Here is a 23,421-nt window from a genome sequence, read left to right as displayed (position 1 = left end):
AAGTGGCGCGGTAGTGGTATACCCCCGACTTTCGACCCGATGCCGTCAGCCGGGGGAGGGTGAATGACCCCCAATCAGAAGCGCTCGTCGAATATCGCAGGCAAGGTGAGTTCCTTGACGAAGCTTGCCGAAGACAGACTCAAGGCCATGCGTACGACGTGCACGACGTCATGGACGGGGATCAGATGGCCTTCGCCTCTCTGCTCGGCAAGTGCTCGCGACGTGGTCAGCGGATCCTCGGTATTCAGATTGCCCAGGTTCAGGCAGGTCACCCCCAATCGCTGATCCCGGTACCCCTCGCGCAACGCATCGGCAATACCGCGCAGGGCAAACTTGGAGGCGCCGAAGGCAACTTCGGGCCGTCCGCTTTGTGGCAAGCCTGAAGTCGACCCCGTCAGGATGATCCTTGGGTTGGCGCTTTTCAGCAGCACCGGGAGTAGTCGTTTGATCAGCAAAATGGTCGAGGTGATGTTGCAGTTGACGATGGCCTGTAGCTGATCGTCGTGGTCAGCCAGAAAGTCGTACACCGGATCAAAGGCAAACTCTTCCCATATGCCCAGGTTGTAGATCAGCGTATCCAACCCGTCATCGACCACCGCCTGCTCGATGACTTGCGCAGCCTTTGCCGATTCACCCAGGTTGGCTTCAACCCAACGCACATGAACCCCGGCTTTTTGCACCAGGTTTTCGGGGCGGGTACGGGAGATACCAATCAGTGTGTCCCCAGCCTCACCCAGCCCCTCGATCAACGCTCTGCCCAAACCTTTGCTTGCACCTACCACCATGGTTTTCATCGATTGTCTCCTTGACGTGCGTGCTGATCAGGAGCGCTATGCAAGCAGATGACTCACGGAATGACAATCATTCGGCTGTTTCCGGATGTTCCGGAGTTCGCGGATGATCGCTTTTCATCACGACTTCTTCGACGGGTAGTTGCCACGCAAGCCCCCGGACTTGTTGCCGGTTTTGCTGGGCAGATTGGGCACCACCGGGCGGGATCTGGGTTGAGGGTTGGAGCGGCTGCGGGGTTGAGGTTGTTTGCTCATTGTTCACCTCCTGAAAACGCCTGGCCACTTGGCGCTCTGCGTTGACACTTGGCTAGTGTGCAACGAGTTACCAAAATCCGCAGCACTCAAACGCAGACAAAACGGGCGTGGGGCCTGGCCATAAATAAGCGGAACAGGAACTCACATCGTCAATAACGTCTAAATTTCAGAGAGACAACCCGCCACTCTGAGGGAACGACTCATGCGCAGATCACGCTCATTGGTTGCCGCAATGACATGCCTTGCGCTGGTCTGCGGCTCAGCGACCGCATTAGCTGATCCTGGTAATGGAAAGGGCCAGGGAAAACCGCAAAACGATCAAGTCCATGGCAATCAAGGCGGCAAAGGCAAAAACGCCGGAGGCGGCGATTGGAGTCATGGCCCCAGTATCAATCAGGGGAGCATTCTCGGGATCGTTGGCGAATACAGGGACTACTGGAGTCCCGGCCCTGCGTTGCCACCCGGTATTCAGAAAAACCTCGCTCGAGGAAAGCCGCTTCCACCCGGCATTGCGAAAAAGCTGGATGGACGCCTGATTGGCAGGCTGCCGCATTATGATGGATACGAATGGCAGCAAGCAGGCACCGATTTGATACTGGTCGCGCTGGCAACCGGGCTCATCTATGAAGTCCTCAACGGGGCCTTTGACTGATACTTGAACCCCGCGACTGCGGTGCTTTTTCGGGTGGTGAGCGCACCGCTCTCCGTCTGTCGCAGGAGTTGAACTGTCGCCGGGCAATTGCGTCTTAACGCATGCGATATCAACCACCCTACGGAAGCAATCATGCTTTTAAAAAACAAGAGTTTCGTTGCTGTCATGTCATGCGCCCTCATGCTTGCGGCCGCCCCATTGCTCCCTGCTGACCTCTCTGTCATGAACGCCGCCTATGCGAAGGACGGTAACGGAGGCGGTAATGGCGGTGGCGGTGGTAACGGCGGCGGAAACGGTGGTGGTAATGGCGGTGGCCACGGCGGCGGTACAGGTGGCGGTCACAGCGGTTCCGATCACGGCAACGCCAACAGCAACGGCCATGGTAATGGACTGAGCAGCGATCATGCCGGGAAGGCTGTTCGCGACCGTGGCGAAAGCGGAAACCACTACGGCAGTGACCGCAATGGTGAGCGCGGTCATGGCACAACGACGTCTGGCATCGCCCATTCCAAAGACACTCGCGGCGTGGCCAAAGCCTCTGCAATCTCGGCCTCGACACCCGGGGATCACAACACGAAAGGGTTGAGCAAAGCCGGGACGTCGGTTTCAAAGAAATCGCACTGATCAGCGTCACCCGTAGCACGAAACCTTGAACAAAACGGGCGCCCGACAAGGCGCCCGTTTTCTTTTACTCCGGTGTCAGCGCTATTCGTCCACGCTGATACCCGATCCTCCCAGTTCGCTGGGAACATCCTTCAGCTTGGGCAATCCATCCTTGATGCGCAGCACGCTCTCCTGATAGTGCACGTGAACGCCTGGCGAGTACGCGAGATCAGGAATGATCGCGGCATACACGTCGACGAGCCCCATGCCCGGGTGTTCAGTGAAGAGATGCCCGCCACACGTCTTGCACCACTTGCGGTAACTCTGCGGTGTCTTGTTGTAGGTACCGATGTTGTCAGCCCCGCGAGTCACCTGCACCGCCTCGTGTTTCCACAGCGTGAAGGCGTTGACCGGTCCTGCTGACCAATGCCGACACGACTCGCAATGGCAATAACCCATCCCGACCGGCTCGCCACTGACGGTGAGCTCGACTGCGCCGCAAAAACAACTGCCCTTGTAAGACCGTTCACTGTTCATGACACAACTCCCATCAATGGTTTGCCTTCACCCGTCGATATAGCGCACCGCAGTCGCCGGTGTGCGCCGCACCTGCAATTCGAAAATGTCAGGGCGCGCGTAATGCCCGGTGACGTCGAGCGCTCGCCGCGCTGGCGCCACCAGTGCGACGTCGATGTCCGCATACAAAATGCCGGCCTCCCGGTGCAGTGGACCGGCGACGATCCGGCCTTGCGGGTTGACCACCACCGAGTCGCCGTCGTTGATCCATTCCTGCGGATCGGGAAACAGTTGCGCACGCGCCGGAAAGTCTTCGGGGATGTCGCTGCCACGCAACGCGGTGCCACTGCCGAGCACCCAACAGCGTCCTTCGAGTGCAATGTGACGCATCGTGCTGATCCAGCCATCGCCCGTGTCGTACGTGGGGGCAACGTAGATTTCCACCCCTTGGGCATAGAGTGAATAGCGTGCCAGCGGCATGTAGTTTTCCCAGCAGATGAGCGCCCCCACGCGACCGACCGGTGTCTCGACCGTGCGCAGGCCGCAGGCATCACCGAAGCCATGCACCATGCGCTCGGGATTCGTTGGCATCAGCTTGCGGTGTCGGTTGAGCACTGCGCCGTTCGCGCCGATAACGACTACGCTGTTATAGAGCGTGCCGCCGCCATTGCACCGGTCACATTCATTGATGCCGCACACGATCGTCACGGCGTGAGCCCTCGCGGCCTCGCACAAAGGGCTCAGGTCACCGTTCGTAATATCAACGGCGTTGGCCAGCAGCTGCGTGTGCAGCTGGCCCATTACAGCCCCGTCCTTTCCCGCCGCCAGCCGCCAGATCCACGACGGATAACCTGGAATGAACGATTCGGGCAAAACGACCAGCGAAGCTCCCGCCGCCGCAGCTTCGGCGACCGATTGCACGGCCCGGGCGATCGTTGCGCCGCGGTCGAGCAGCACGGGCGGGCGCTGAATAATGGCAACCTTGGTCATGGCGTTCACCTTTGGTACTTGGCTTCGAAGGCTTGAGCGTGCGCGTGGCGAAGTGACGGGGCTAGTTCAAAATCTGAAGCGTTGCAGTCGCGGAGCCCAGGCAATGGAAGAAAGCTACGGTCAGTTCTGCACGGTCGCACGCGGTGCCGAAGCACTGTGCGAGCGCTGGACACCGTTGGTCGTGCGCGAACTGTTGTGCGGCAGCAAACGCTTCAACGAACTGCACCGCGGCGTCCCCCGGATGTCCACCAACCTGCTGACACAGCGGCTGCGTCATCTGGAAGAAATCGGCGTCGTGCACCGCACGGCCACGGGCAAAGTCTGGGAGTACAGCCTGACCGAGGCGGGCAAGGAGTTGCGCCCCATCATCATGGCGCTGGGTCATTGGGGCGCGCGCTGGATCGGCAGCCGCCTTCGCGATGACGAACTCGACGCGGGCTTGCTGATGTGGGACGTGCGTCGGTTCGTGCGCATCGAAACGTTCCCGCCTCGACCGGTGGTCATCCACTTCACGTTCCGCGACGCACGGCCCGGCGAGCAAGCGTGGTGGCTCGTGGTCGAGGAGGGCGTGGCCGATCTGTGCCGTGACGACCCTGGCCGCGAACTGACCCTCGTCGTGGACTCCAGCGTGCGCGCATTGACCGAGGTGTGGACGGGCGACCGCACACCGCGGGACGTTCTTCAGTCGCGAGAGCTGCGTGTGGATGGCGCCGTACAAGACGCGCAAAGCCTGTGGCGCTGGCTTGGCACGAGTGCGTTCGCGGGCACCCGGAGTGCGGCAGTGACCCGGTAATTCGCCTGAGTCCCAGGCGCGTTAACTGTCTGGAGTCATACGATGTTGAACGTACTTTTCATTTGCAGCCAAAACCGCCTGCGTAGCCCCACGGCCGAACGACATTTTGCTGACTGGCCGGGTGTGAAAACCGCGTCGGCGGGCATCAGCAACGATGCGTATGTTTCGGTCAACCTGGAACTGCTGCAGTGGGCTGATCTGATCGTTGTCATGGAGCCCATTCATCGCAACAAACTGATGGCTCGATTTGGTTCGGAACTGGCGGACAAGCGCGTCGTTTGTTTGGACATACCGGATGCTTATCAGTACATGGAGCCGGCGCTGATCAAGCTATTGGATGAGAGGGTTGCGCGGTATTTGCCTTCCTGAAGTGAGAGGCGAAAGACGCCCCGTCAGGCCTGCGATGCCTTCAATAGACTAGTCTTGAGTTACATCACGCGGGAGTAAAACTCCATGTCCATCGCGCTCAGAAATCTGTTTGTCCTGGCCTTGGGGGGCTTTTTTTGCGTGGCCGCATTCGGTGAAGGAGAAGCAGATACCGATCACCCACCGGCAATACTCCCGCTGGAATCCGAGACGCTGCCAAAACTCATTGCCTATCCGCCGCTTGCCGAGCCGTTGGCCCGCGGAGTTGTCATCATCCAGTATCGAACAGAACACGCCAGGATCATGCCGGTTTTTGGCAAGACAGCGGGTGAAGTCTCACCTCGTCTCGGCCACCTCCACGTAACGGTCGATGACTGGAAAGGTACGTGGGCGCATACCAGTGACGGCCCGATTATCCTGGTTGGACTGACGCCCGGTGCTCACAAGGTTCTTCTGGAAGTGGCCGACCCGACTCACAAGATCCTCACCGCTACGACAGTGAGTTTTACCGTTCCCGAGAAGACATCATCGAACGTCACCAACATGGACGCTGGTCACGCGGTAAAACCATGATCGTTGAGTCTCCATCGCTGGAAACTGCGTCTTGTGGCGGGCCTATACTTCAAACGTCAGCACACTCGATGCGACATACGTCGAGTGATCTTTCACGCAGGTCACGACCTGCCTTCATCGAGAGGAGAGGATCATGGCGCGTAAATACATCGACTGCCGAGAGTTTCCAAGCGATACCAAATGCTCGGTCGCGCTCTGCGCAGACTCTGAAAGCGAACTGCTCGAGGCTGCCGCACAGCATGCGGTCAGTGTTCACAAACACACCGATTCACCGGATCTGCGTGCTCAACTGAAAACGATGTTTCACGACGGCACCCCTCCCGTTGAAGCACCGCGTTCGGTTTAGCAAAAAAAAAGGGACAGGCTGCGATTAAAAGAGAATCGTCGTCTGTCCCGTTTTTCTATGGGCGCCCCAAAAGGTACTACCCGGTAACGAACCGGCGGGGCGGATAAATATTACTGCTTCTGATCTTCCACCTCCTTCCAACTGTCGTCTGGATCAAACCGTTTCATCGACTGCGCCAGTTTGTAACCGTCAGGTCCCAAGTCTTTCTCGAACACTTGGCCTTCATGACTGATCATGAAACTCATCACCCCGGTGTCTTTATATTTCGTCGGCCAGGCGATCAGTGCAAAACCCCGACTCATCTTGTCACCGATAAGGTAACTGTAGGCGCCACCCGGTGCCGAAGGGCCCTGGCCTTCAAGGATGCGAAAGTGATAACCGTGCCAGTCTTCGTCGGCAATGCGTTGGCCGAACAAGGGGCCCAGCGGGCTGATCTGACCGCTGTCGTCGTCCGGCCAATAGAGCCCGTCGTGCTTGCCGGCGGTGCTGAAAAATTTCTGCGCATACTCAAGGGCGCCATCACCGTCACGGTCCTCTGACGCATAGTCCATCTGGGCGTCGTGGTACGTCAGCGCCGATTGCAACGCAGCCAGTTCGTTGCGACCAATACGACGGACACGGATTTCTGCGCTGCCGGCCTTGATGTCAAAGCGCCAACCTTTCTCCACTTTTGTCATGGGGATCGGCAATGTCCAGTGGTCACTGCCCACCGACAGGATCGCCTTGCGGTCGCTGGCTTTTTCAATGGCATGCTGCTCGTGGTATTGCTTGATGAACGCATCCACATCACTGCGCTCCACGCCTTCGCGCGGGATGAAACTGCGCCATTCACTGCCCAGCAACTCTGTCAGGCGTGCCTGATCGGCGTGTTCCGTGCCCAATGCGTCGACGAACGCTTGAGCGGCTTTTTCTGGCGTGGGAAATACCTCCTGTGCCGTGACAACGCACGACCATGCCAAGCCAGCAGCGATCACCAAGGCCTGAGCGGGCAGGCCCATGAGCGTATTCATTCGAGGATAGTGTTTCAACGACGGCCCCCCCCCCTTTGACGCGCAGGCGGACTGGATGGCCGACTGACTTGATGGCCCGCTGATCGCGCCGCACTGGGACGTTGCGCGGATGCCTGGCTGGCCCGTCCACGATTGACCTGCGCGTTGGTTTGGGACGGTGCGCGGGCGCCGGCGAATGCATTGTTGCGGGCGCCGCCCTGACTGGCGGCGGGTCGTTGTGGCGCCGTTTGGCGCGCCTGGGCACGCTGATTGGCGTCGGCTGTCTGTCTTCTGGGTTGCTGACTTTCACGAGTGTTTCGGTCTGTGCCTTGGCCCCTGTCAGCCGCCTTCGGTCTGTCTGCGCCTTGGCTCCTGTCAGCCACCTTTGGTCTGTCTGTACCGGCTTGCTTGCGATTGAGGCCCGCAGTCTGGGCGGCACTCGCTCGATCACGGGCTTCGCGGTTACTGGTCGCAGGTCGTTCGATACCGTGCCTGTCCATGGAGCTTCGGGCTTTTTCACGGGCCTCGGCGCGCTGGGCATTGTCCCCGCGATAGGCATCACGCTGGTTGGCACCATCCAGTTGGCGACCGTACTGTTGGCGGCTCCTGTTGTCGCGATAAGGCACGCCATCGCGATGAATGGAGTTGTGCTGCCAATTGTTATTGGTGATCTGGTTATTACGGTTGATGTTGTTGTAGCGGTCGATGTCGATGTCGACATCGTTGTTGCCCCAGTCACATTCACCCCACAAGGAAGCGACGATCGCGACGCCGGTCCCAAACGCCAGCCCGGCCATCAAGGCCGAACCGGGGTAATAGGCGGGCGGCGGAGGGTAGTAAACAGGAGGTGAAGCCGGGTAGGCCCAAGTGCCGTAGGTTGTTGTCGGGTTGTAGGTGGGGACGTACACCACCTGCGGATCGGAGGGCTCAATGATAATGGTGGTGTTGTTGGCTGGGAGCTGAGCCGGCGCTGGCGCAGAGGGTGCTGGTGCGGGTGCGGGTGGCGCCGCTGCCTGAACCGTCACGTTCTGATACTGGTTGCTCTGCAGGTTACCGGCTGCTTGCGCCTGATGACGCAAGCGTTGCACACCCTCCATGACATCGTCGGGCTGCGCCAGGAATGCATCACCCAGGCGTTGTACCCAAACGGGATCCTGTCCCAGCGTTGCAAGGACCTGCGGAAAGGCCACCAACGCCTGCACGCTCGGATCCCACGGCTGGCTAGCCACTTGTTTGACCGCATCATCACCCTTGGCATCGGGGTGCGCCTTGGACCAGGTCACCGCCTCGGTGACTTCCCCAGGGTAAGTGGTGGCCATCAGCACCTGAGCCAGCAACGGGTCCGGGTAAAGCGCAATGGGCGCCAACATTTGATCCAGCTGCTCTTCGGTAAACACCGCGTCTTTGGCCGCCGCCGCCGCGACGGGCGCCGGCTCGGCAGCGTTTGCGGCCGCCTCCACTGGCTGCGCGAGAAGGGCAGGGCTGCTCAGAAACAGTACGGCTGACATCGCGAAAAACAACGGAATGCTCATCGCGCGGCCTCCATGTGGCCAGGCAGGTTTGAAACGACTGGATCAATGTCGGGAAGGTGAAAGCAGGTAGCCTCAATGCCTCAGGCTAAGGGTAGTAGCTGAGATATTTTTCGCCATGAGTTTTGTGTGGTGGTTTTTGAGTTGTCCTTTGCGTAGCGATTTGGAAGCGCATGACCCACGCCTTGCTGACCTGAGCCGATGCACAAACTGTAGGAGCGAGCCTGCTCGCGATGGACCTGAGGATGACGCGTTTATCCAGCAAACACGCGTTTTCGTTAACGTCCATCGCGAGCAGGCTCACTCCTACAAGGGGACGGTCCGAGTTTGACCCTTTGTCGCTTCCCAGATGATCACACCTTTAAGTGTGTTTGTTTCTTGTCAGACCTTGTCTGTACAGAGAAGAGCGCGATGAGGGGAAGCTCGCTGACTGTGTTTTGCGCCCGCACGAAAAAGCCCGGCTGATCAGGCCGGGCTTTTTGGGTATTGCGTTGACGCGATTTGTTTATACAGCGCGGCTTTCGATCAGACGATCCGAGCCACCTTCGGCCACACGATTCTCGATCAGGCGATCAGAGCCACCTTCAGCAACGCGGTTTTCGATCAGGCGGTCGGAGCCACCTTCAGCAACGCGGTTTTCGATCAGGCGATCCGAACCACCTTCAGCAACGCGGTTTTCGATCAAGCGGTCGGAGCCACCTTCGGCTACACGATTTTCGATCAAGCGGTCGGAGCCACCTTCAGCAACGCGGTTTTCGATCAAGCGGTCGGAGCCACCTTCGGCTACACGGTTTTCGATCAAACGATCCGAACCACCTTCGGCCACACGATTCTCGATCAAACGATCCGAACCACCTTCAGCCACACGACTTTCAATCAGACGATCCGAGCCGCCTTCAGCGACAACCGGGTGAGTCGAGGTAGCGGCGAAAGCGTTAACTGCAAAAACCGAGAAAGCGATGCTGAGAATGGTTTGGCGTTTCATGATCGTGTGCTCCGGGGTGTTGTTGGTTGGTATGGAGCAGATGTTACGCCGCGGATTTTTTAAGAGAACTTCATTGACGTGATGGTGACCATTGACGGCATTGATAGGGCGAGCGGCCTACCCCTGGTGAGTGTGATGATGGGTACAGCCCCGGCAGCCGAAACATGACAGCGCATTGATTACATTGCGTATCAACTGTAATGCGCGACAACGCCATTCTCATCACCGCCAGTGACAAATACAGTAAGCCGCACGCGACTCACCTCGAATTGCCCACCAAATTTACTAGTGGCGTAGGTGACGACATCAATTTTTTTACTGCGAAATCAAGGTGCCTTTCATGATTAAGAACATTATGAAAACTGCTTCTCTGGCTGCACTTATTGTCACCAGCGCCACAATGCCGTTCGTCCAGGCACAACCATTGCCACTGGATAAGGTCGGTGCTTTACATAGTGAAGACGTTGAATGGCGCAGCTTTCCAGCATTCCCGAAAGAAGTGAAACTGGCCGTGTTGGCCGGCGACCCGAGCAAGCCAGCACCCTACGTTGTAAGAGTCAAAGTGCCGAATGGCACAAAATTAATGCCCCATACGCATCCTGAGGATCGTATCTATACCGTCATGTCCGGTGTTTTCTATATTGGCTTCGGTACTGTTTTCGATCCGGCCAAGCTGGTTGCTTATGGCCCTGGAAGCGTAGTGATACTTCCGGCCAAAACGCCACACTTTCACTGGGCTAAATCAGGAGAGTACATTTCACAAGTTTACGGAACGGGTCCGCTAGGCCTTGAGTATGTTGATAGCCATGATGATCCTCGTAAGGCGTCGAAGTGAGAAAGGTCTGTAGGTGTCGTCATCAAAAAAAACGGGTGCCATCGCCACCCGTTTTCAGTCATTCCAGTTACTGAATCCGTCGATGCCAATACGGGAAAATATCTTGGGCAGACTAGGCTGGCAGGCTAGGTATGACGATTCGGGATTTGGGCGTTTTGGGCGTACTTAGCGGCTTGTACCGTATGAGAGGCTTCACATTTTATTTCACATATCGACTGGATGAAAAAGCGCTAATTTATTGGCCTTCAGAGGTTTTTTGGGTTTTTTTACGAGATTTATCTTCACATTTTATTTCACATATTTTTTTGTGAAACGGCTTCGCTCAACGGGCTCGAAAATGGATCCCTTCGCCTCAAGGCACAGATTGAAACAGTAGAAAAACGGGTGCTTGTGGGCAATCATCTCAGTCAGCTGCACAAACTGTAGGAGCGAGCTTGCTCGCGATGGACCAAAGAACCCCGCGTTACTCCAGGAACCCCGCGGCTACGTTCAAGACCATCGCGAGCAAGCCCCGGCAACTGAGTCGGCCTGTGCGGCGGGATGGGTAGTGTTAGTCATGGTGACTATGCTGTTGCTGGACCAGTTCACGGTTGAATAGACTGTCTTCTTTGGCGTCTAGCGAGAAGCGCAATGTCTACTTCTTGAATGTTTTTTGCCCCGAGGAATATCTGACCTGTCGTATGGCCGCCCTCAGGTACCACTATGAACCGCCGCCACGTTATCAGCTGATTAGAAAGATGGAGCTTCTGTGATCCCAGGATATCGCACCCGCATTTACCGTTTCATCGGTGCACTGTTATTACTACTCGTTGCTTTGGTGTTGGCTGTGGAACTATATGACGCTCTGACCACTTGGCAATTAGACGCATTGACAGGGCCTCGTCGAAACACGATTAACGAACACCTTGTATTCGACGAACAACCAGAGCGCTTCGTTTTGTATCTGCTGCAAAAAGTCATGTTTTTCATTTTGTCCGTCGTAGTAGGGCTCGTTATGCTATGGGAGGCTCTGTCGGGGCGACGGGCGTACGAGCACCGGCAATAACGGCAGTTTGCTCACCGTTTGCGGTCCGAGCCTTTTTGATTGTAGCGGTGCTTTTAGTGCTTGCCGTTCTCTACATCGGGTACTACGAAGCGCTTGAAGATGGTGACATCGAGACCATCCTGTTTATCAAGAAGCACCCGACTGTTCAGATGAAGTTCTACAACATCCACGCCAATGATGGAGAGATCAGAAGAGTAGAGCGCCTTACGGAGGAGGAGCGGAAGTGGATTATCGACTACTGCAGATACAGATTAGGAATCGACACGGCGTTAAGGACTCAGGACGACGTTGAAGTTTGCAGGAAGAAATAACCAGCGGTTGGGCAACACGGGTGGTCAGATCCAGAGACAAAAAAACGGGCGCTTGTAGCGCCCGTTTTCATTCACTCCTTCGCTTGCGCCCGGAGTCGCCGACCAATCACATCCATCAAGTCACAACCATCGCGCAACGGAATGGCCAGCAATTTGGAGAAGTCCGACAACACCACCGTGTCGCAACCAATCTCGGCGCGAAAGGCAATGTTCTCCAGTACCTGAGTAACTGCGCGAATGCGGTAGTCAGCTGCTGCTTGCAGTACGTCGAGTGGGGCTTGGGTGTCGATTAGCAGGGAGGCCGGGACCAGGTCGATTCCGGTGAGGGGCATGTATCTTTCCATAGGTGAAACTCCGATCAAGGCAAAGTTTGACTGCCCCTCAATCGTCGCCAAACGAATGGGTGACAGCTGTACGCAGGTTGGCGAACCGGGATCGGGATACCGGCAGACCCGAAGGTCTCCCGCGCACAGCTGCCATAAAGACAGCTTTGCGGGCATGCAAAAGCGACTGCATTAAAGCACAGCGCTTTTGCATCCGACCGATCAGGTCGCCAAACCCGAATCGCCATTTTGGGCGACGGGTCGGACTATAGGCTTCATCAGAACGGCGGGGAAGGTGACGCATTCCGAGGTTTGTGTAGGAATTTTTATAGCGTCCTAGGACCTTTACGCCCCTTCCGTGGGCGACTGCTATCGACCCGAAGTGGACATTGGCAGACGCTCATCGAAGTCTCTCCATTTCCTTTACCTGGGATTGTGCCCGATCTAGTCGGACACGTTGTGAACCTGCGGTTGAGGACGTGGTGTCGATGACTCACCCGATATCGACATTCATGGCGATGTCCCAAGTTCCGGCGCCGTTTTTAGCGAGGCCGATCATCATCAGGCCGAGCCACTCTAGCGTCTGGGCCATCTGTAGGCCGCCGACGTCTAACGGACGCAGGCCGAGACTCTCAAGGAAGATCGAGACGCGCGCTTTCGCGTCCGCATCGTCCGCCGCGATGAATGCGTCCAGACGTGCATCTTTGGCAAGCACGTGGCCGAAGAGGGTATTGAACGCCTTGACGACATGCGCGCTAGCGGGGGCGCCCTTGGCGATCTCCTGCGCGCCAGAGCTGCCGTAGGGGGTAACGAGGCCTGAGAGATCGGGAGCGACCGGGTTGGTGATATCGATGATCACCTTGCCGTCGAGCGCTTTCCCAAAGTCGGCCAGCACCGCCACCGCACTGGTGTACGGTACAGCGAGAATGACGATGTCGCCCGCCGGAGCGGCGCCGTAAGTCCCTGTGATTGCTCCGGATGCGAGTTTTTCGGCAAGCGCCTGCGCCTTGGCGGGATCGCGGCTGACCACCTCGATGGTGTGTCCGGCCTTGGCTATTCGGCCGGCGACCGCCGTGGCCATGCCTCCCGAACCTATGATGCTGATAGTGCTCATGAGCAATCTCCGTTCTGAAATTTGGTATTTCTGTCTTTTCTGGAAGGGTTACAGCGTCGCGGCTGTGCCACCCGCCGGGCGCAGTGCGCGCCGACGTGTGACGTCACCTCATCAGTCGGCCGGGAAGTAATGACCGTTATCAAGATCGGCGAAGAGTCCGGGCTGGGTCGGTTCCCAGCCAAGAAGCTGGCGCGTGATGGCGTTCGATGTCGGGGTATCCAGCGTGACCAGATTCGCAAGGAACCCGAAATAGCCAGGCAGCATCAGCACGTCCGCGGGAATAGGCACGGCTGGCAGATTCAACCGGCTGGCAATGGCTTCGGCGATCTGGCGGTACGGGACAGCCACATCGGCGATGGCATGCCAGCTTCTGCCCGCGGGACCTTTCTCCAGCGCAAGGCGAAACACGGTGGCGAGGTCACGGGCGTGCACGGCACCCCAACGGTTGGCGCCTTCTCCGGGGTAGCCGACGACACCCTTTTCCTTGGCCAGCCCGATCAACAGCGGAAGGAAGCCAGCGTTATCGGTGGCGCTGTGCATGATCTCAGGAATCCGCACGATCGAAGACCGTATGCCCTTTTCGGCGAGACCGATTACCGTGGTTTCTACGATGTTCCTAACTCGCAGGGTATTCTTGTACGGGTCGCCGCCGGGAAGGGGCAGATCCTCTTCGGTGGCCGGCCGGCCCAGGCCCTCCCACCCGGGCGAGCCGACGCTTCCAGACACGACCAACGGCTTTCCGCTTCCGGCTAGTGCTTCGCCATAAGCAAGCATGATCTCAAGCTCTGCGGCCGCAACAGCGTTGATCCCGCCGGTTGGTATCAGATCCTGCCGGTGCGCGACGTGGATGACGCCGTCCGAAGCTGCGGCCGCCTCTTTGAGCCCGTCGAGATCCTCAAGATTGCCGCGACGTACTTTGGCGCCAAGTGCAGTAGCCGCCGCTGCGGCCGTATCGGACCGGGCCAGCGCAGTGACCTCATGGCCGGCGGCGATAAGGTCGGTGATGATGTACGGACCGGAATGGCCGGTGCCGCCGGTAACAAAAACGTGCATATGCGCGCTCCTTGTGGGTGATGGGGTGCGGGGAAAAATGCTATGTGATGGTGTTGGTCGCATTTGCGATCCAGGGGCCCGTCGTCAGCTCAAGTCAGTCGGCGCAAAGTAATGGCCGTTGTCCAGGTCCTAGATCAGGCAGGGCTGGACGTGTGATGGTGTTCGCCGCGGGGAGGTCTAGCGTGCCGCCAGTGACGAAAACGAGCATGTTATTGGCCCCTCTGAGCAGTGTGATACGAGACGTGCGGGCCCGCGTGCACTCAACCGGGAAGGCTGATGCCGATCGCGAAATTGGTGTTTTTGACCGAGTGGGTCATTAGGCCCAGCGACAGTAGGCAGACGTGTTCAAGGGTGCGGGCCATGGAAAGTGGCCCTATGTCCATCGGGCGCATTTCGAGGCTCTCGATGAAAGCCGCGACTTGGGCCTTGGCAGTTGCGTCGTCTGCGGCGATGAAAACATCTAGTGGCCGCCCCTTAAGTGAGCCAGCAGCCAGGACGTGGGAGAACTGAGTGTTGAACGCTTTGACGACGTGCGCATTGGTTGGGGCAACGTTGGCGATCTCCCTGGCGCCGAAACTGTCGTCAGGGGTCACAAAACTTTTCAGGTCGGAGCTGACGGGATTGGTGATGTCGATGAGAATCTTGCCAGCAAGCCCCTCCCCATAACGTTTCATCACGTCCAGAACAGCGGAGTAAGGGACCGCCAGGATCACCACGTCCCCAACTGGAGTCGCGCCAAATGTCCCGCTGATCGCTCCGGTGCCGATGTCCTGTACCAGTCCATGTGCTTTGGCCAAGTCGCGACTCATGATCTCCACGGTATGACCGGCTTTGGCGGCAACGCTTGCGATAGCGGCGGCCATGCCGCCTGAGCCGATGATGCTGATAGTGCTCATACGCTGAATCCTCACTGGTAGGGCGTGGAACGATCGACCAAACGATTGGACGGGAGTGTTCGGTGTGGAAATCATGCTGGACTTTTCACTTGCAAAATACAAGTGAAATGCTGAAATTTTACTTGTTATGTGCAATCGATGCTAAAATCCGCCGATGAAAACGACACCTAAAGAGGCCTTCCGGTCTCACTGCGCAGTGAATTACGGGGTGGAGGTGTTCGGTGACCGGTGGTCGCTGTTGATCATCCGCGACATCGTATTTACTGGGAAAAAGACCTATGGCCAATTCCTCAAGTCGGAAGAGAGAATTGCGACCAATGTCCTGGCTTCTCGTCTTGCTTTTCTTGAGGCGCAGGGAGTTCTCTCGAAGGAGCCCAACCCAGATGACCGGCGCAAGGATTTTTATGGGTTGACCGAGAAGGGTATAGACCTCATCCCGATCCTGCTAAATATCGTCCTGTGGAGTGCGAAGTACGATTCGCAATCGTACGTGCGTCCGGGCTCGAAGCTCTTTGAACAACTAAGCCAAAACCCTGCACAAATGATCGAAGAGGTGAAAGCGCTATTGCGTGGGGGCGGATGTATCTTTCCAGCGGGTAGCGAATGAGCAGAAGGCAATCGGGTGTGGTCACCTTGTTTTGATGACTAGGCATCAAAACCCGTGCGCCGCGATTGTCTACCTTGATCGATAGCAGTCAATCGCAGCGCATACATCGCCCATCAAGCTGCGGCAACTCTTTGTCCAAGAGATGCGGTCGAATCGAAATCGGCAATCACGATCTCAGCCGAACTTGACGAGATCCTTGAAGATCAATTGACCCCAGCTTTGCCCGCGCGCTTGTACGAGCAGCCCTCCCTCGGAAAGCCCGCCGAGTTTGATTGGCGCGAAGCCGAGACTTTCTGCGAGCGAACCGATGTCATCAGCGGCAGCGTCATCATCGCTCGCTAAAAACACGACTCTTCTCCCACCCTGTACGGCCGGATCCTGATCCAGGACTGTCGAGCCCAAATGGTTGAAGCCCTTGACCAATCTTGCCCCCATAAACGCCTGAGCAACAACCTTGGACGATGGCTCCCCGCCCAGATTCTCAGGGGATACACCGTATGCATTGGTCACATCGATGATGGTCTTTCCCTTCCAGCTTGGCAGTGCCTTCGCGACCTCAAGGTGTGACTCAAAGCGGACGGCCAAAAAGATGACATCTGCCTTGGCGGCATCCTTCAGCGTTGTTGGAATGATCGAGGGTCCGATGACGGCGGCATCAGCGGTAAAGCTTTCCGGACCGCGAGTGGTTGCAACGGATACCTCAATACCTTTGCGGGCAAACGCTTTGGCAAGCGCGTGCCCGATCTTGCCGAAGCCGATAATTGCATAGCTCATAACTGATGTTCCTTGAGTTTTTCGCGCCCGACCGCGCTCCAAATAATCGAATGACGTGACGGGCTTAGCGGATCAGAGTTGCGCCAGGCCGCCGTCGACGGCAACCTCGCTGGCGGTCATGAAGCTGCTATCTGACGACGCGAGGAAAGCTGCCGCCGCCGCAATTTCGGATGGATCGGCCATACGCTGGAGTGGAGTCATCGCGCCGTAGGCCTTCTGTCCCTCTTCACCCAACGCCTCTTTGGCGAGTTCGGTCGCGGTCGCCCCAGGAGACAGCACGTTGACCCGGATGCCTGTGCCTTTCAGGTCCTCAGCCCAGGTCCGTGCGAGGTTGCGCACTGCGGCCTTGCTCGCGCTGTAGGCTGTGAATGCTGGCGCACCCGTGGTGCCGGCGCTCGATCCTGTGAGGATGATCGAGCCGCCTGGGCCCATCAGCGGCAGCGCCTGCTGGACCGTGAAGATTGTCCCCTTCACGTTGGTGTCAAAGGTTTCATCAATGTGTTCGGCGGTGATCTGGCCAAGTGCAAGCGGGCTCCCCGCCCCGGCATTGGCGAAGACGATGTCGAGGGTTCCGCGTTCGGCTTTAACAGCTGCGTAGAGCCGACCGAGGTCGGCTTCACTGGAGACCGAGCCTTTCACTGCGCGGGCATTGGGCCCAAGTTCTGCCACTGCGGCGTCCAGCGCTTGCTGTCGGCGGCCAAAGATGAAGACGAAAGCGCCTTCTTCGATGAAACGCTTAGCTGCCGCGCGGCCGATGCCGGTAGCGCCACCGGTGATCACGGCGGTCTTGCCATTCAATCTGGTCATGTTGTGCATCCTTGGTTGTAGGTTGGCACAAGCAGAATTGCTTGCTTGAGGGCAAGGATGCATCTCTGGTAACCTAAGGACAAGTATGCACCTTTTGGTAAGTAGGCAAGGTATGACCACATCTGATGAAGTTTGCGGTACTGGTTGCGGGCTCAATGCGACGCTGCGCGTCATTTCGGGTAAGTGGAAACCGCTGATCCTTTTCTTTCTGCGCGACGGTCCCAAGCGCTATGGCGAGTTGAAACGCCTGATCCCAGGAGTGAGTGACAAAGTGCTGATCCAGCAGCTAAAGGATCTTGAATGTGATCGCGTGTTGGCACGCAATGACTACCGGGAAGTACCGCCGCGCGTGGACTACACCTTGACGACGCTGGGTAGCAGCTTGTCTGAGGCAATTCTCCCCCTGTGCGTCTGGGGAACACAGAACGCGGCTGAAATGGCGAGCATCTTTGCCGAGCGCGAGGCGCTGACTGAGTAGTACGCGGAAGAGCTGATGAGTGGGTCCAGCGCGCCATGCATTAGAGCGGAGTAGGTCCAACTCCTAAGCCCGGCAGATCCGGTCGAACGTATTAGGGGTCGAGTGGCTTACTATTCATCAAATGGTCCAATGACAGCTTCTGGCCGTTTTCTGCCTGTGGTGACCGGCTGAAAACGACCCTCAACTGCCGTCAGGACCGGTACGGAGCCTACTCAGCCATGATCAGCTTGTAGCGCTTCTGGTACTCATCATAGGGGAGGCCCTGTTGTTCAAGCTGTTTGAGCTGTCGCTGTTGGTACGCGTCTTTTGTCATGAGTGCGACACCGGTCCCGGAATTTGACTCCTTAACTCCCTTCAAACTTGCGGCACCGTTTGGAAACAGCTGATTGGTCAGCTCTGTGATTTTTTTCTCAGCATTAATGAATTTATCAATGACCCGACCGCCCCCCCAACGCGAGTCATATTCAGCTTGGCCCACCTGCTGGCCGTACTGATAAACGCGGATATCTGCATAGCTCATGTAAATAGCTAAGTCCCACGACCAGGTACCGATATAAGTCGTTGAAAGAGGACAGCTGGACGGGCTACTGCCTGGCGGAAGCTGACGCGTATGGAATCCTTTGTTTTTGAGCTGGTTTTCATAGGCAGTGTTGAATCCTTCTCGCAGTCCTTCGGCGGGGATCAGACAGATCTCTGGCGTCATCTCGGAAGACAGCTCAGCAGGCGTCACGGTTTGCTTGATACTGCAGCCAGATGCCAAAAAAGTTGCCGCCAGGATGATCGGGATATAAAGAGTGCGCATGGCGACCTCCGTGTCATGAATGGGCTTGGGAAGGTATCACAGGCCTTTCCGGTCAAGCTGAGTTGTTTGTGGTTGTGCGTTCACGACCCATAGCTGCCCTTCGTGGAGGGCAGCCAGAGCCGATAGCGGACATTACGCATGCAATCCAAATCTGCGAAATCGAATCGGAAGGTACCCAGCTCCCTAGCGTAGAATTTCCAAAACACGAGCCCCCACCCGAGACGGACCCTCAATGCAAACCGCCACCACCCCAAACCCCCTCTGGAAAACCTACCTCCTTTTCCTCACCCCCATGGTCCTCTCCAACTTCCTCCAATCCATGTCGGGCACCGTCAACAGCATCTATATCGGCCAAATGCTCGGCACCCAAGCCCTGGCCGCCGTCTCCGGGATGTTCCCCATCGTGTTCTTCTTCATCGCCCTGGTCATCGGCCTCGGCGCAGGTGCGAGCGTGCTCATCGGCCAAGCCTGGGGCGCGCGGGAACCGCATCTGGTGAAAACCATCGCCGCTACCACGTTGCTGTTGGGAGCAATCATCGGCCTGACAGCGGCAGTGCTGGGCAGCGTGTTCGCAAGGCCAGCCTTGCAAGGCTTGGGCACTCCGGCCGACGTGCTGGACGACGCCGTGTCCTACGCCCACGTAATGATGTGGATCATGCCGTCGCTTCTGGTCTACGTGCTCTTCACCCAACTGCTGCGCGGGGTGAGCGATACGGTGTCGCCGCTGATCGCATTGGTGGTGTCGACGTGTATCGGGTTGGCGCTGACGCCGGCGTTGATTCGGGGGTGGTTCGGGTTGCCGATGTTGGGGATTCAGAGTGCAGCGTATGCGGGCTTGGTGGGTAACCTGTCAGCAATGGGATGGCTGGCGTGGCGGTTGATTCGGCGGGGGCATCCGTTGGCGCCGGATCGGGAGATGTTTGCGGCGATGCGCCTGGATCGGGTGATTCTCGGCAAGGTGTTGCGCATTGGCTTGCCGACCGGGTTGCAGATGGTGGTGTTGTCGGTGTCGGAGCTGGTGATTCTGGCGTTGGTGAATCAGCACGGTTCGCAGGCGACGGCGGCGTATGGGGCGGTGACGCAGATCGTCAATTATGTGCAGTTTCCGGCGCTGTCGATTGCGATCACGGCGTCGATTCTCGGGGCGCAGGCGATTGGGGCAGGGCGCATTGAGCGGATGGGGCCGATTCTGCGCACGGGGTTGTTGATCAATGTGTGCCTGACCGGTGGGTTGGTGGTGTTGGGTTACCTGTTGTCGCACTGGTTGCTGGGGTTGTTTCTGACGGACGATTTGACTCAGGCGAAGGCCGAGCACTTGTTGCACATCATGCTCTGGAGCCTGTTGGTGTTCGGCTTTCAGGCGATTGTCGGCGGGATCATGCGGGCCAGCGGAACGGTGTTGGTGCCGATGGCGATTTCGATTGTGTGCGTGCTTGGCGTGCAGTTGCCGATGGCGTATGTGCTGGACGGGCAGTTCGGGTTGCAGGGTGTGTGGATGGCGTTTCCGGTGGCGTATTTGGGGATGTTGATGTCGCAGACGCTGTATTACAAACTAGTGTGGCAACATCAGAAGATTGAGCGCTTGGTGTAGATTGGATCCTTTATTTCAATCTTGGCCCTAATAAGTATGACTGTTTTAGTTGGAGAGGCCCTGAATGCGAGTTGGTCTCTGTTGCAGATTTCGTTAGTGAGGTAACAACTAATGGATCCAATAGAAGGATCTAAGGCCCCATGTAATTTACCAGGCCAGTTGTCACGTAGCTTTCAGGGAAGTTGGGTCTTCTCCAACGAGGCGAGTTGTTTCTTCTTAACTAACCGTTTGTCGGTGGTTTGCTTGAAAAATGAACATTTGGGCTTCAAGGCCCTCTGATACTTCAGCGCGTCGCCATGACCTGCTCCTGCAGCCGCAGAAAGAGAAGTGGATCCCGAACCTCATATGCATTGAATGCAAGTGAGGATTTTTTTACCTGAAATTCAGGAGCCAACAAATAACCGATCTTGATTTGCCGGGCAAATTAATCGGTTCAGCCGCGCCAAATCACTGATTTGGCTTGTCTTTTATCAGTCGGATCTCGTAGGGCCTGTAACTCGATTAGAGCCCCGCTGAACTAATGATTCGCACTGTATAATCAGTTGGAGAAGTACCGTGTCTATAAATACAATTATGAGTCTGGTCGAAAACAAAGAGTGTATGGAATTTGTGCGGTTGGGTGTTGTTTATGCTCACTTGGTCGCCTGTTGTGTTGCCATTGGTTTGGTGTTGACCAGTGATATAGCCATGGTTAAGAACTTGTTGAAGGGCAAGGTGTTTTCGGAGCACGATAATGCGCATCTGGAAAGTCTCCAGACGTCTGTCGTCGTAGCATTGATTGCGTTGTGGGTCACCGGTATTGCAATTGTGGGTATTGATTACCTGGACAAAGGAATCGAATACTTCAAGAACCCGAAACTTCAAGCCAAAGTGATCATTGTCATGTTGCTGACGTACAACGGCATCTTGTTGCATCGCCTGGTGTTGCCGGCCATGCAAAAGGCCGGATCGCTGCTCAAGCTCGAGTTTAGCGCACGGATGCTGGCGCTGTTCTGCGGTTCGCTGTCGGCGGTGTCCTGGATGTATGCGGCCCTGCTGGGCGTCGGACGGCCGTTGGCCTGGAAGTATTCACTCTCTGAACTGTTGATGGCGTATCCGCTGTTGATTGCACTGGGTTTCCTGGCAATGCTGGCATTGACTCAACGAGTGATAAAACAGAACGACGATGTGGTGCCGCTGCGGACTGTTGCGAGTGCTTGCTAGGTTGTAACGTTCGCTGAACTTCCCGGACATCTCCGGTTTTAAAAAGAGGGCCACCCGTAACAGGGTGGCTTTTTTTATTTGCGTCAAAAGTTGCTCCAGAAAGTCGAGTCGTCGGTGTAGGCCGGCGGGCTTGCTGTCGTCCACCTTCGGACTGACAATCCAGAGTGACGGTGATGCAAACCGACAGGCCGATCGCCTGGGGAGGTTTTCCACATGAGTCCTTCATCGACAACCATTCTGCAAGACCGCACCGATGCCGGTCGGCGGCTGGTGGCGCCGTTGCTCAAGTACGCGCATCGCCCCGATGTCATCGTCCTCGCCTTGCCCCGTGGCGGTGTGCCGGTGGCGTATGAAGTGGCGACCGCGCTGGACGTTCGCCTCGACCTGATGCTGGTGCGCAAACTGGGCGTCCCGACCCATCAGGAGCTGGCGATGGGCGCGATTGCCAGCGGCGGTATTCAAATCCTCAATGAGCATGCGCTGCGGGCACACCCGATTGATCAGACGACGTTCGAGGCCGTGGTCGCACGGGAAACCCGCGAGCTGCTGCGGCGTGAGCAGGCGTATCGCGGAACGCGCGCGCCGGTGCAGCTCAAGGATCAGGTGGTGATTCTGATCGACGATGGCCTGGCGACGGGCGCTTCGATGAGGGCGGCGATTCACGCGGTGCGCGCACAGGCGCCGGCGCACATTGTCGTCGCGGTACCGGTGGCGCCGGTTGAAACGGCGGAGGCGCTGCGCGGTGAGGTGGATGAATTGGTGTGCCCGATCACTGCTGATTGGTTTATGTCGATCGGGCATTGGTACGTGGATTTTTCTCAGACTGCGGATGCCGAGGTCATCAGGTTGTTGACGCGGGCGTGGCAGCGGTAGGGGAGTGGGGCGGCGTAAACATTTTGGGTTTTAGAGATGGGTCATCCGTTGCAGGGTGGCTCATTTTTTTTGGCTGGAAGTTGCGTTGATCTCGAGGGAGCCATCGCCAGCAAGCCGGCTCCTACAAGGATCGGGTTTGCACGCGCACATTGTAGGAGCCGGCTTGCTGGCGATGGCGGCCTCACGGTTTAAACCGTTCGTCGCACAACACTTAAACGACCTATTGACACCCATCCACATCTGCGTGAATATTCATCCATCGCATACGACACAATCGAATGCGACACTAAATCAAACCTATCGCAATATCGAGGATTCACCCCATGAGCAAGATCGAAAAAGTCCTGGCCACCGGCAAAACCCACACCACCGCCAGCGCTGCCGGCAACACCTCCGGCGGCCACAACGGCAGCCTCGACATCACCCTGTCGACACCCGGCAGCGCCAAACCTGCTCATGTGTTCGCCGGCACCCAGCCGCACCCGGCTGCCGAGCAACTGTTCGCCGGTGCATGGTCGGCGTGCTACACCGCTGCCATCGGTCTGGTGGCCAATGATTTGAACGTGGTGCTGCCAGCGGACTTTTCCGTCGACATCGAAGTCGATCTGGGGCAAACCGGCCCGGCCTACTTCCTTCAGGCTCGTTTGACCCTGCGCGTACCTGGCCTGCCACACGACATCGCCACCACTCTGGCGCACACCGCTGATCAGATCTGCCCATACTCGAAAGCAACACGCGGCAATATTGATGTGGCACTGAACGTCCTCACCGTTTAATTATTGTAAAAACATCGCGTGCGATAAAAGCGCACGCGAAAAACAAATCCCCAATTGAGAGCATTCATCATGAGCAAGATCGAAAAAGTCCTGGCCACCGGCAAAACCCACACCACCCCTAGCGCAGCCGGTAACACGTCGCGCGGCCACAACGGCAACCTCGACATCGTGCTGTCCTCGCCCGGCAGCGCAAAACCGGCACACCAGTTTTCGAACGCTCTGCCGCACCCGACCGCCGAGCAATTGTTCGCCGGCGCATGGTCGGCCTGCTATAGCGCTGCCGTCGGCCTGGTGGCCAAGGAGCTGAACGTGACACTGCCAGCCGACACGGCGGTAGACATCGAAATTGATTTGGGCCAGACCGGCCAGGCGTACTTCATCCAGGGGCGATTGACCCTGTGCGTACCGGGCCTGTCGAACGAGGTCGCAACGAAACTGGCGCATGGCGCCCATGAAATCTGCCCGTACTCCAAAGCCACCCGCGGCAACATCGACGTGACGCTGAACGTCGTCACCGAGTGATGCACCGTACGACCGGTTCGACT

At 57.4% G+C, this 23,421-nt stretch carries 29 protein-coding genes; 15 read left to right on the top strand and 14 right to left on the bottom strand.

All coding sequences use genetic code 11. The features are described from left to right. Positions 1 to 74: 74 nt before the first annotated feature. A complete protein-coding gene (locus tag ACYZUC_RS07825; protein WP_461994832.1) occupies positions 75 to 794 on the bottom strand; it encodes an SDR family oxidoreductase in 720 nt (239 codons plus the stop codon). Between the two features lie 117 nt (positions 795 to 911). Then, on the bottom strand, positions 912 to 1,046 hold the full coding sequence (locus tag ACYZUC_RS07820) for a hypothetical protein (protein WP_008039554.1): 135 nt from the start codon (positions 1,044 to 1,046) through the stop codon (positions 912 to 914). 202 nt (positions 1,047 to 1,248) lie between these two features. Here ACYZUC_RS07820 and ACYZUC_RS07815 point away from each other — a divergent pair, with 202 nt between their 5' ends. Together ACYZUC_RS07815 and ACYZUC_RS07810 are read left to right on the top strand one after the other, a co-directional pair. Next, positions 1,249 to 1,698: an anti-virulence regulator CigR family protein gene (locus tag ACYZUC_RS07815; protein ID WP_461994830.1), complete on the top strand. Its 450-nt coding sequence runs from the start codon at positions 1,249 to 1,251 to the stop codon at positions 1,696 to 1,698. 132 nt (positions 1,699 to 1,830) lie between these two features. Then, positions 1,831 to 2,322, top strand: a complete 492-nt coding sequence (locus ACYZUC_RS07810) for a hypothetical protein (protein ID WP_461994828.1) — start codon at positions 1,831 to 1,833, stop codon at positions 2,320 to 2,322. Between the two features lie 81 nt (positions 2,323 to 2,403). Here ACYZUC_RS07810 and ACYZUC_RS07805 read toward each other — a convergent pair whose 3' ends face one another. Both ACYZUC_RS07805 and ACYZUC_RS07800 read right to left on the bottom strand, forming a co-directional pair. Then, a complete protein-coding gene (locus tag ACYZUC_RS07805; protein WP_461994826.1) occupies positions 2,404 to 2,838 on the bottom strand; it encodes a GFA family protein in 435 nt (144 codons plus the stop codon). Between the two features lie 27 nt (positions 2,839 to 2,865). Then, positions 2,866 to 3,807 (bottom strand): carbon-nitrogen hydrolase family protein, encoded by a 942-nt coding sequence (locus tag ACYZUC_RS07800; protein WP_461994824.1) that lies wholly within the window; start codon positions 3,805 to 3,807, stop codon positions 2,866 to 2,868. A gap of 103 nt (positions 3,808 to 3,910) precedes the next feature. Between ACYZUC_RS07800 and ACYZUC_RS07795 the strand changes: the two genes are divergently transcribed. The 4 genes from ACYZUC_RS07795 (at position 3,911) to ACYZUC_RS07780 (ending at position 5,885) form a co-directional block, all read left to right on the top strand. Next, a complete protein-coding gene (locus ACYZUC_RS07795; RefSeq protein ID WP_461994823.1) occupies positions 3,911 to 4,600 on the top strand; it encodes a winged helix-turn-helix transcriptional regulator in 690 nt (229 codons plus the stop codon). 42 nt (positions 4,601 to 4,642) lie between these two features. After that, complete coding sequence (locus ACYZUC_RS07790) at positions 4,643 to 4,969, top strand: low molecular weight protein tyrosine phosphatase family protein (RefSeq protein WP_461994821.1); 327 nt, start codon at positions 4,643 to 4,645, stop codon at positions 4,967 to 4,969. 84 nt (positions 4,970 to 5,053) lie between these two features. Then, entirely contained in the window at positions 5,054 to 5,539 is a 486-nt protein-coding gene (locus ACYZUC_RS07785; protein ID WP_461994819.1) for a DUF6130 family protein, read from the top strand. Between the two features lie 133 nt (positions 5,540 to 5,672). Continuing rightward, positions 5,673 to 5,885 carry a DUF1059 domain-containing protein gene (locus ACYZUC_RS07780; protein WP_461994817.1) on the top strand — a complete coding sequence of 71 codons (213 nt, stop codon included), beginning with the start codon at positions 5,673 to 5,675 and terminating at the stop codon, positions 5,883 to 5,885. 110 nt (positions 5,886 to 5,995) lie between these two features. On the opposite strand, the gene ACYZUC_RS07775 is transcribed toward ACYZUC_RS07780, so the two are convergent. From ACYZUC_RS07775 to ACYZUC_RS07765, 3 genes are all read right to left on the bottom strand, one after another. Beyond that, the gene (locus ACYZUC_RS07775; protein WP_461994815.1) at positions 5,996 to 6,883 is read right to left on the bottom strand and encodes a DUF2950 domain-containing protein; all 888 of its coding nucleotides are present in this window, start codon (positions 6,881 to 6,883) and stop codon (positions 5,996 to 5,998) included. A gap of 26 nt (positions 6,884 to 6,909) precedes the next feature. Next, positions 6,910 to 8,406, bottom strand: coding sequence for a DUF3300 domain-containing protein (locus ACYZUC_RS07770; protein ID WP_461994813.1), 1,497 nt, complete (start codon positions 8,404 to 8,406; stop codon positions 6,910 to 6,912). 502 nt (positions 8,407 to 8,908) lie between these two features. Beyond that, a complete protein-coding gene (locus ACYZUC_RS07765; protein ID WP_223437472.1) occupies positions 8,909 to 9,388 on the bottom strand; it encodes a phage infection protein in 480 nt (159 codons plus the stop codon). Between the two features lie 340 nt (positions 9,389 to 9,728). Here ACYZUC_RS07765 and ACYZUC_RS07760 point away from each other — a divergent pair, with 340 nt between their 5' ends. After that, a complete protein-coding gene (locus tag ACYZUC_RS07760; RefSeq protein ID WP_461994811.1) occupies positions 9,729 to 10,223 on the top strand; it encodes a cupin domain-containing protein in 495 nt (164 codons plus the stop codon). Between the two features lie 1,080 nt (positions 10,224 to 11,303). Next, positions 11,304 to 11,579 carry a hypothetical protein gene (locus tag ACYZUC_RS07755; RefSeq protein ID WP_461996680.1) on the top strand — a complete coding sequence of 92 codons (276 nt, stop codon included), beginning with the start codon at positions 11,304 to 11,306 and terminating at the stop codon, positions 11,577 to 11,579. A gap of 71 nt (positions 11,580 to 11,650) precedes the next feature. On the opposite strand, the gene ACYZUC_RS07750 is transcribed toward ACYZUC_RS07755, so the two are convergent. From ACYZUC_RS07750 to ACYZUC_RS07735, 4 genes are all read right to left on the bottom strand, one after another. Then, on the bottom strand, positions 11,651 to 11,923 hold the full coding sequence (locus ACYZUC_RS07750; RefSeq protein WP_461994809.1) for a hypothetical protein: 273 nt from the start codon (positions 11,921 to 11,923) through the stop codon (positions 11,651 to 11,653). 472 nt (positions 11,924 to 12,395) lie between these two features. Then, positions 12,396 to 13,016, bottom strand: a complete 621-nt coding sequence (locus ACYZUC_RS07745; RefSeq protein WP_461994807.1) for an NADPH-dependent F420 reductase — start codon at positions 13,014 to 13,016, stop codon at positions 12,396 to 12,398. 111 nt (positions 13,017 to 13,127) lie between these two features. Continuing rightward, positions 13,128 to 14,069 carry an SDR family oxidoreductase gene (locus tag ACYZUC_RS07740; protein WP_461994805.1) on the bottom strand — a complete coding sequence of 314 codons (942 nt, stop codon included), beginning with the start codon at positions 14,067 to 14,069 and terminating at the stop codon, positions 13,128 to 13,130. Between the two features lie 260 nt (positions 14,070 to 14,329). Beyond that, on the bottom strand, positions 14,330 to 14,965 hold the full coding sequence (locus ACYZUC_RS07735; RefSeq protein ID WP_461994803.1) for an NADPH-dependent F420 reductase: 636 nt from the start codon (positions 14,963 to 14,965) through the stop codon (positions 14,330 to 14,332). A gap of 154 nt (positions 14,966 to 15,119) precedes the next feature. Here ACYZUC_RS07735 and ACYZUC_RS07730 point away from each other — a divergent pair, with 154 nt between their 5' ends. After that, on the top strand, positions 15,120 to 15,572 hold the full coding sequence (locus tag ACYZUC_RS07730; protein ID WP_461994801.1) for a winged helix-turn-helix transcriptional regulator: 453 nt from the start codon (positions 15,120 to 15,122) through the stop codon (positions 15,570 to 15,572). Between the two features lie 174 nt (positions 15,573 to 15,746). Here ACYZUC_RS07730 and ACYZUC_RS07725 read toward each other — a convergent pair whose 3' ends face one another. Together ACYZUC_RS07725 and ACYZUC_RS07720 are read right to left on the bottom strand one after the other, a co-directional pair. Next, positions 15,747 to 16,346: an NADPH-dependent F420 reductase gene (locus tag ACYZUC_RS07725; protein ID WP_461994800.1), complete on the bottom strand. Its 600-nt coding sequence runs from the start codon at positions 16,344 to 16,346 to the stop codon at positions 15,747 to 15,749. 72 nt (positions 16,347 to 16,418) lie between these two features. Next, positions 16,419 to 17,153: an SDR family NAD(P)-dependent oxidoreductase gene (locus ACYZUC_RS07720; RefSeq protein ID WP_461994799.1), complete on the bottom strand. Its 735-nt coding sequence runs from the start codon at positions 17,151 to 17,153 to the stop codon at positions 16,419 to 16,421. A 112-nt stretch (positions 17,154 to 17,265) separates the two neighbouring features. Between ACYZUC_RS07720 and ACYZUC_RS07715 the strand changes: the two genes are divergently transcribed. Next, positions 17,266 to 17,631 carry a winged helix-turn-helix transcriptional regulator gene (locus ACYZUC_RS07715; RefSeq protein WP_461994797.1) on the top strand — a complete coding sequence of 122 codons (366 nt, stop codon included), beginning with the start codon at positions 17,266 to 17,268 and terminating at the stop codon, positions 17,629 to 17,631. 208 nt (positions 17,632 to 17,839) lie between these two features. On the opposite strand, the gene ACYZUC_RS07710 is transcribed toward ACYZUC_RS07715, so the two are convergent. Then, on the bottom strand, positions 17,840 to 18,433 hold the full coding sequence (locus tag ACYZUC_RS07710) for an Sbal_3080 family lipoprotein (protein WP_461994795.1): 594 nt from the start codon (positions 18,431 to 18,433) through the stop codon (positions 17,840 to 17,842). A 232-nt stretch (positions 18,434 to 18,665) separates the two neighbouring features. Between ACYZUC_RS07710 and ACYZUC_RS07705 the strand changes: the two genes are divergently transcribed. The 5 genes from ACYZUC_RS07705 to ACYZUC_RS07685 all read left to right on the top strand — a co-directional run bounded on the left by ACYZUC_RS07705 (position 18,666) and on the right by ACYZUC_RS07685 (position 23,398). After that, on the top strand, positions 18,666 to 20,024 hold the full coding sequence (locus tag ACYZUC_RS07705; RefSeq protein ID WP_461994793.1) for an MATE family efflux transporter: 1,359 nt from the start codon (positions 18,666 to 18,668) through the stop codon (positions 20,022 to 20,024). A gap of 555 nt (positions 20,025 to 20,579) precedes the next feature. Further along, positions 20,580 to 21,227 (top strand): hypothetical protein, encoded by a 648-nt coding sequence (locus ACYZUC_RS07700; RefSeq protein ID WP_461994791.1) that lies wholly within the window; start codon positions 20,580 to 20,582, stop codon positions 21,225 to 21,227. Positions 21,228 to 21,440: 213 nt separating this feature from the next. Next, positions 21,441 to 22,100, top strand: coding sequence for a phosphoribosyltransferase (locus tag ACYZUC_RS07695; protein ID WP_461994789.1), 660 nt, complete (start codon positions 21,441 to 21,443; stop codon positions 22,098 to 22,100). A 323-nt stretch (positions 22,101 to 22,423) separates the two neighbouring features. Beyond that, positions 22,424 to 22,876, top strand: coding sequence for an Ohr family peroxiredoxin (locus tag ACYZUC_RS07690; RefSeq protein WP_461994787.1), 453 nt, complete (start codon positions 22,424 to 22,426; stop codon positions 22,874 to 22,876). A gap of 69 nt (positions 22,877 to 22,945) precedes the next feature. Beyond that, complete coding sequence (locus tag ACYZUC_RS07685; protein WP_461994785.1) at positions 22,946 to 23,398, top strand: Ohr family peroxiredoxin; 453 nt, start codon at positions 22,946 to 22,948, stop codon at positions 23,396 to 23,398. The last annotated feature ends 23 nt before the right edge of the window (positions 23,399 to 23,421 follow it).

It is taken from the genome of Pseudomonas sp. GT1P32 (assembly GCF_054897805.1).
The sequence above is the reverse complement of the archived record's forward strand: the minus strand, read 5'-3'. Positions and strand labels throughout refer to the sequence as shown.

Excerpts from the sequence above, each read along its gene's own strand:
- ACYZUC_RS07710 (WP_461994795.1), bottom strand. The coding sequence starts at position 18,433 with ATGCGCACTCTTTATATCCCGATCATCCTGGCGGCAACTTTTTTGGCA.
- ACYZUC_RS07770 (WP_461994813.1), bottom strand. The coding sequence starts at position 8,406 with ATGAGCATTCCGTTGTTTTTCGCGATGTCAGCCGTACTGTTTCTGAGC.
- ACYZUC_RS07690 (WP_461994787.1), top strand. The coding sequence starts at position 22,424 with ATGAGCAAGATCGAAAAAGTCCTGGCCACCGGCAAAACCCACACCACC.
- ACYZUC_RS07765 (WP_223437472.1), bottom strand. The coding sequence starts at position 9,388 with ATGAAACGCCAAACCATTCTCAGCATCGCTTTCTCGGTTTTTGCAGTT.
- ACYZUC_RS07810 (WP_461994828.1), top strand. The coding sequence starts at position 1,831 with ATGCTTTTAAAAAACAAGAGTTTCGTTGCTGTCATGTCATGCGCCCTC.
- ACYZUC_RS07715 (WP_461994797.1), top strand. The coding sequence starts at position 17,266 with ATGACCACATCTGATGAAGTTTGCGGTACTGGTTGCGGGCTCAATGCG.
- ACYZUC_RS07720 (WP_461994799.1), bottom strand. The coding sequence starts at position 17,153 with ATGACCAGATTGAATGGCAAGACCGCCGTGATCACCGGTGGCGCTACC.
- ACYZUC_RS07815 (WP_461994830.1), top strand. The coding sequence starts at position 1,249 with ATGCGCAGATCACGCTCATTGGTTGCCGCAATGACATGCCTTGCGCTG.
- ACYZUC_RS07735 (WP_461994803.1), bottom strand. The coding sequence starts at position 14,965 with ATGAGCACTATCAGCATCATCGGCTCAGGCGGCATGGCCGCCGCTATC.
- ACYZUC_RS07705 (WP_461994793.1), top strand. The coding sequence starts at position 18,666 with ATGCAAACCGCCACCACCCCAAACCCCCTCTGGAAAACCTACCTCCTT.
- ACYZUC_RS07825 (WP_461994832.1), bottom strand. The coding sequence starts at position 794 with ATGAAAACCATGGTGGTAGGTGCAAGCAAAGGTTTGGGCAGAGCGTTG.
- ACYZUC_RS07820 (WP_008039554.1), bottom strand. The coding sequence starts at position 1,046 with ATGAGCAAACAACCTCAACCCCGCAGCCGCTCCAACCCTCAACCCAGA.
- ACYZUC_RS07695 (WP_461994789.1), top strand. The coding sequence starts at position 21,441 with ATGAGTCCTTCATCGACAACCATTCTGCAAGACCGCACCGATGCCGGT.
- ACYZUC_RS07750 (WP_461994809.1), bottom strand. The coding sequence starts at position 11,923 with ATGGAAAGATACATGCCCCTCACCGGAATCGACCTGGTCCCGGCCTCC.
- ACYZUC_RS07775 (WP_461994815.1), bottom strand. The coding sequence starts at position 6,883 with ATGGGCCTGCCCGCTCAGGCCTTGGTGATCGCTGCTGGCTTGGCATGG.
- ACYZUC_RS07790 (WP_461994821.1), top strand. The coding sequence starts at position 4,643 with ATGTTGAACGTACTTTTCATTTGCAGCCAAAACCGCCTGCGTAGCCCC.
- ACYZUC_RS07780 (WP_461994817.1), top strand. The coding sequence starts at position 5,673 with ATGGCGCGTAAATACATCGACTGCCGAGAGTTTCCAAGCGATACCAAA.
- ACYZUC_RS07785 (WP_461994819.1), top strand. The coding sequence starts at position 5,054 with ATGTCCATCGCGCTCAGAAATCTGTTTGTCCTGGCCTTGGGGGGCTTT.
- ACYZUC_RS07730 (WP_461994801.1), top strand. The coding sequence starts at position 15,120 with ATGAAAACGACACCTAAAGAGGCCTTCCGGTCTCACTGCGCAGTGAAT.
- ACYZUC_RS07795 (WP_461994823.1), top strand. The coding sequence starts at position 3,911 with ATGGAAGAAAGCTACGGTCAGTTCTGCACGGTCGCACGCGGTGCCGAA.
- ACYZUC_RS07805 (WP_461994826.1), bottom strand. The coding sequence starts at position 2,838 with ATGAACAGTGAACGGTCTTACAAGGGCAGTTGTTTTTGCGGCGCAGTC.
- ACYZUC_RS07800 (WP_461994824.1), bottom strand. The coding sequence starts at position 3,807 with ATGACCAAGGTTGCCATTATTCAGCGCCCGCCCGTGCTGCTCGACCGC.
- ACYZUC_RS07745 (WP_461994807.1), bottom strand. The coding sequence starts at position 13,016 with ATGAGCACTATCAGCATCATAGGTTCGGGAGGCATGGCCACGGCGGTC.
- ACYZUC_RS07760 (WP_461994811.1), top strand. The coding sequence starts at position 9,729 with ATGATTAAGAACATTATGAAAACTGCTTCTCTGGCTGCACTTATTGTC.
- ACYZUC_RS07740 (WP_461994805.1), bottom strand. The coding sequence starts at position 14,069 with ATGCACGTTTTTGTTACCGGCGGCACCGGCCATTCCGGTCCGTACATC.
- ACYZUC_RS07685 (WP_461994785.1), top strand. The coding sequence starts at position 22,946 with ATGAGCAAGATCGAAAAAGTCCTGGCCACCGGCAAAACCCACACCACC.
- ACYZUC_RS07725 (WP_461994800.1), bottom strand. The coding sequence starts at position 16,346 with ATGAGCTATGCAATTATCGGCTTCGGCAAGATCGGGCACGCGCTTGCC.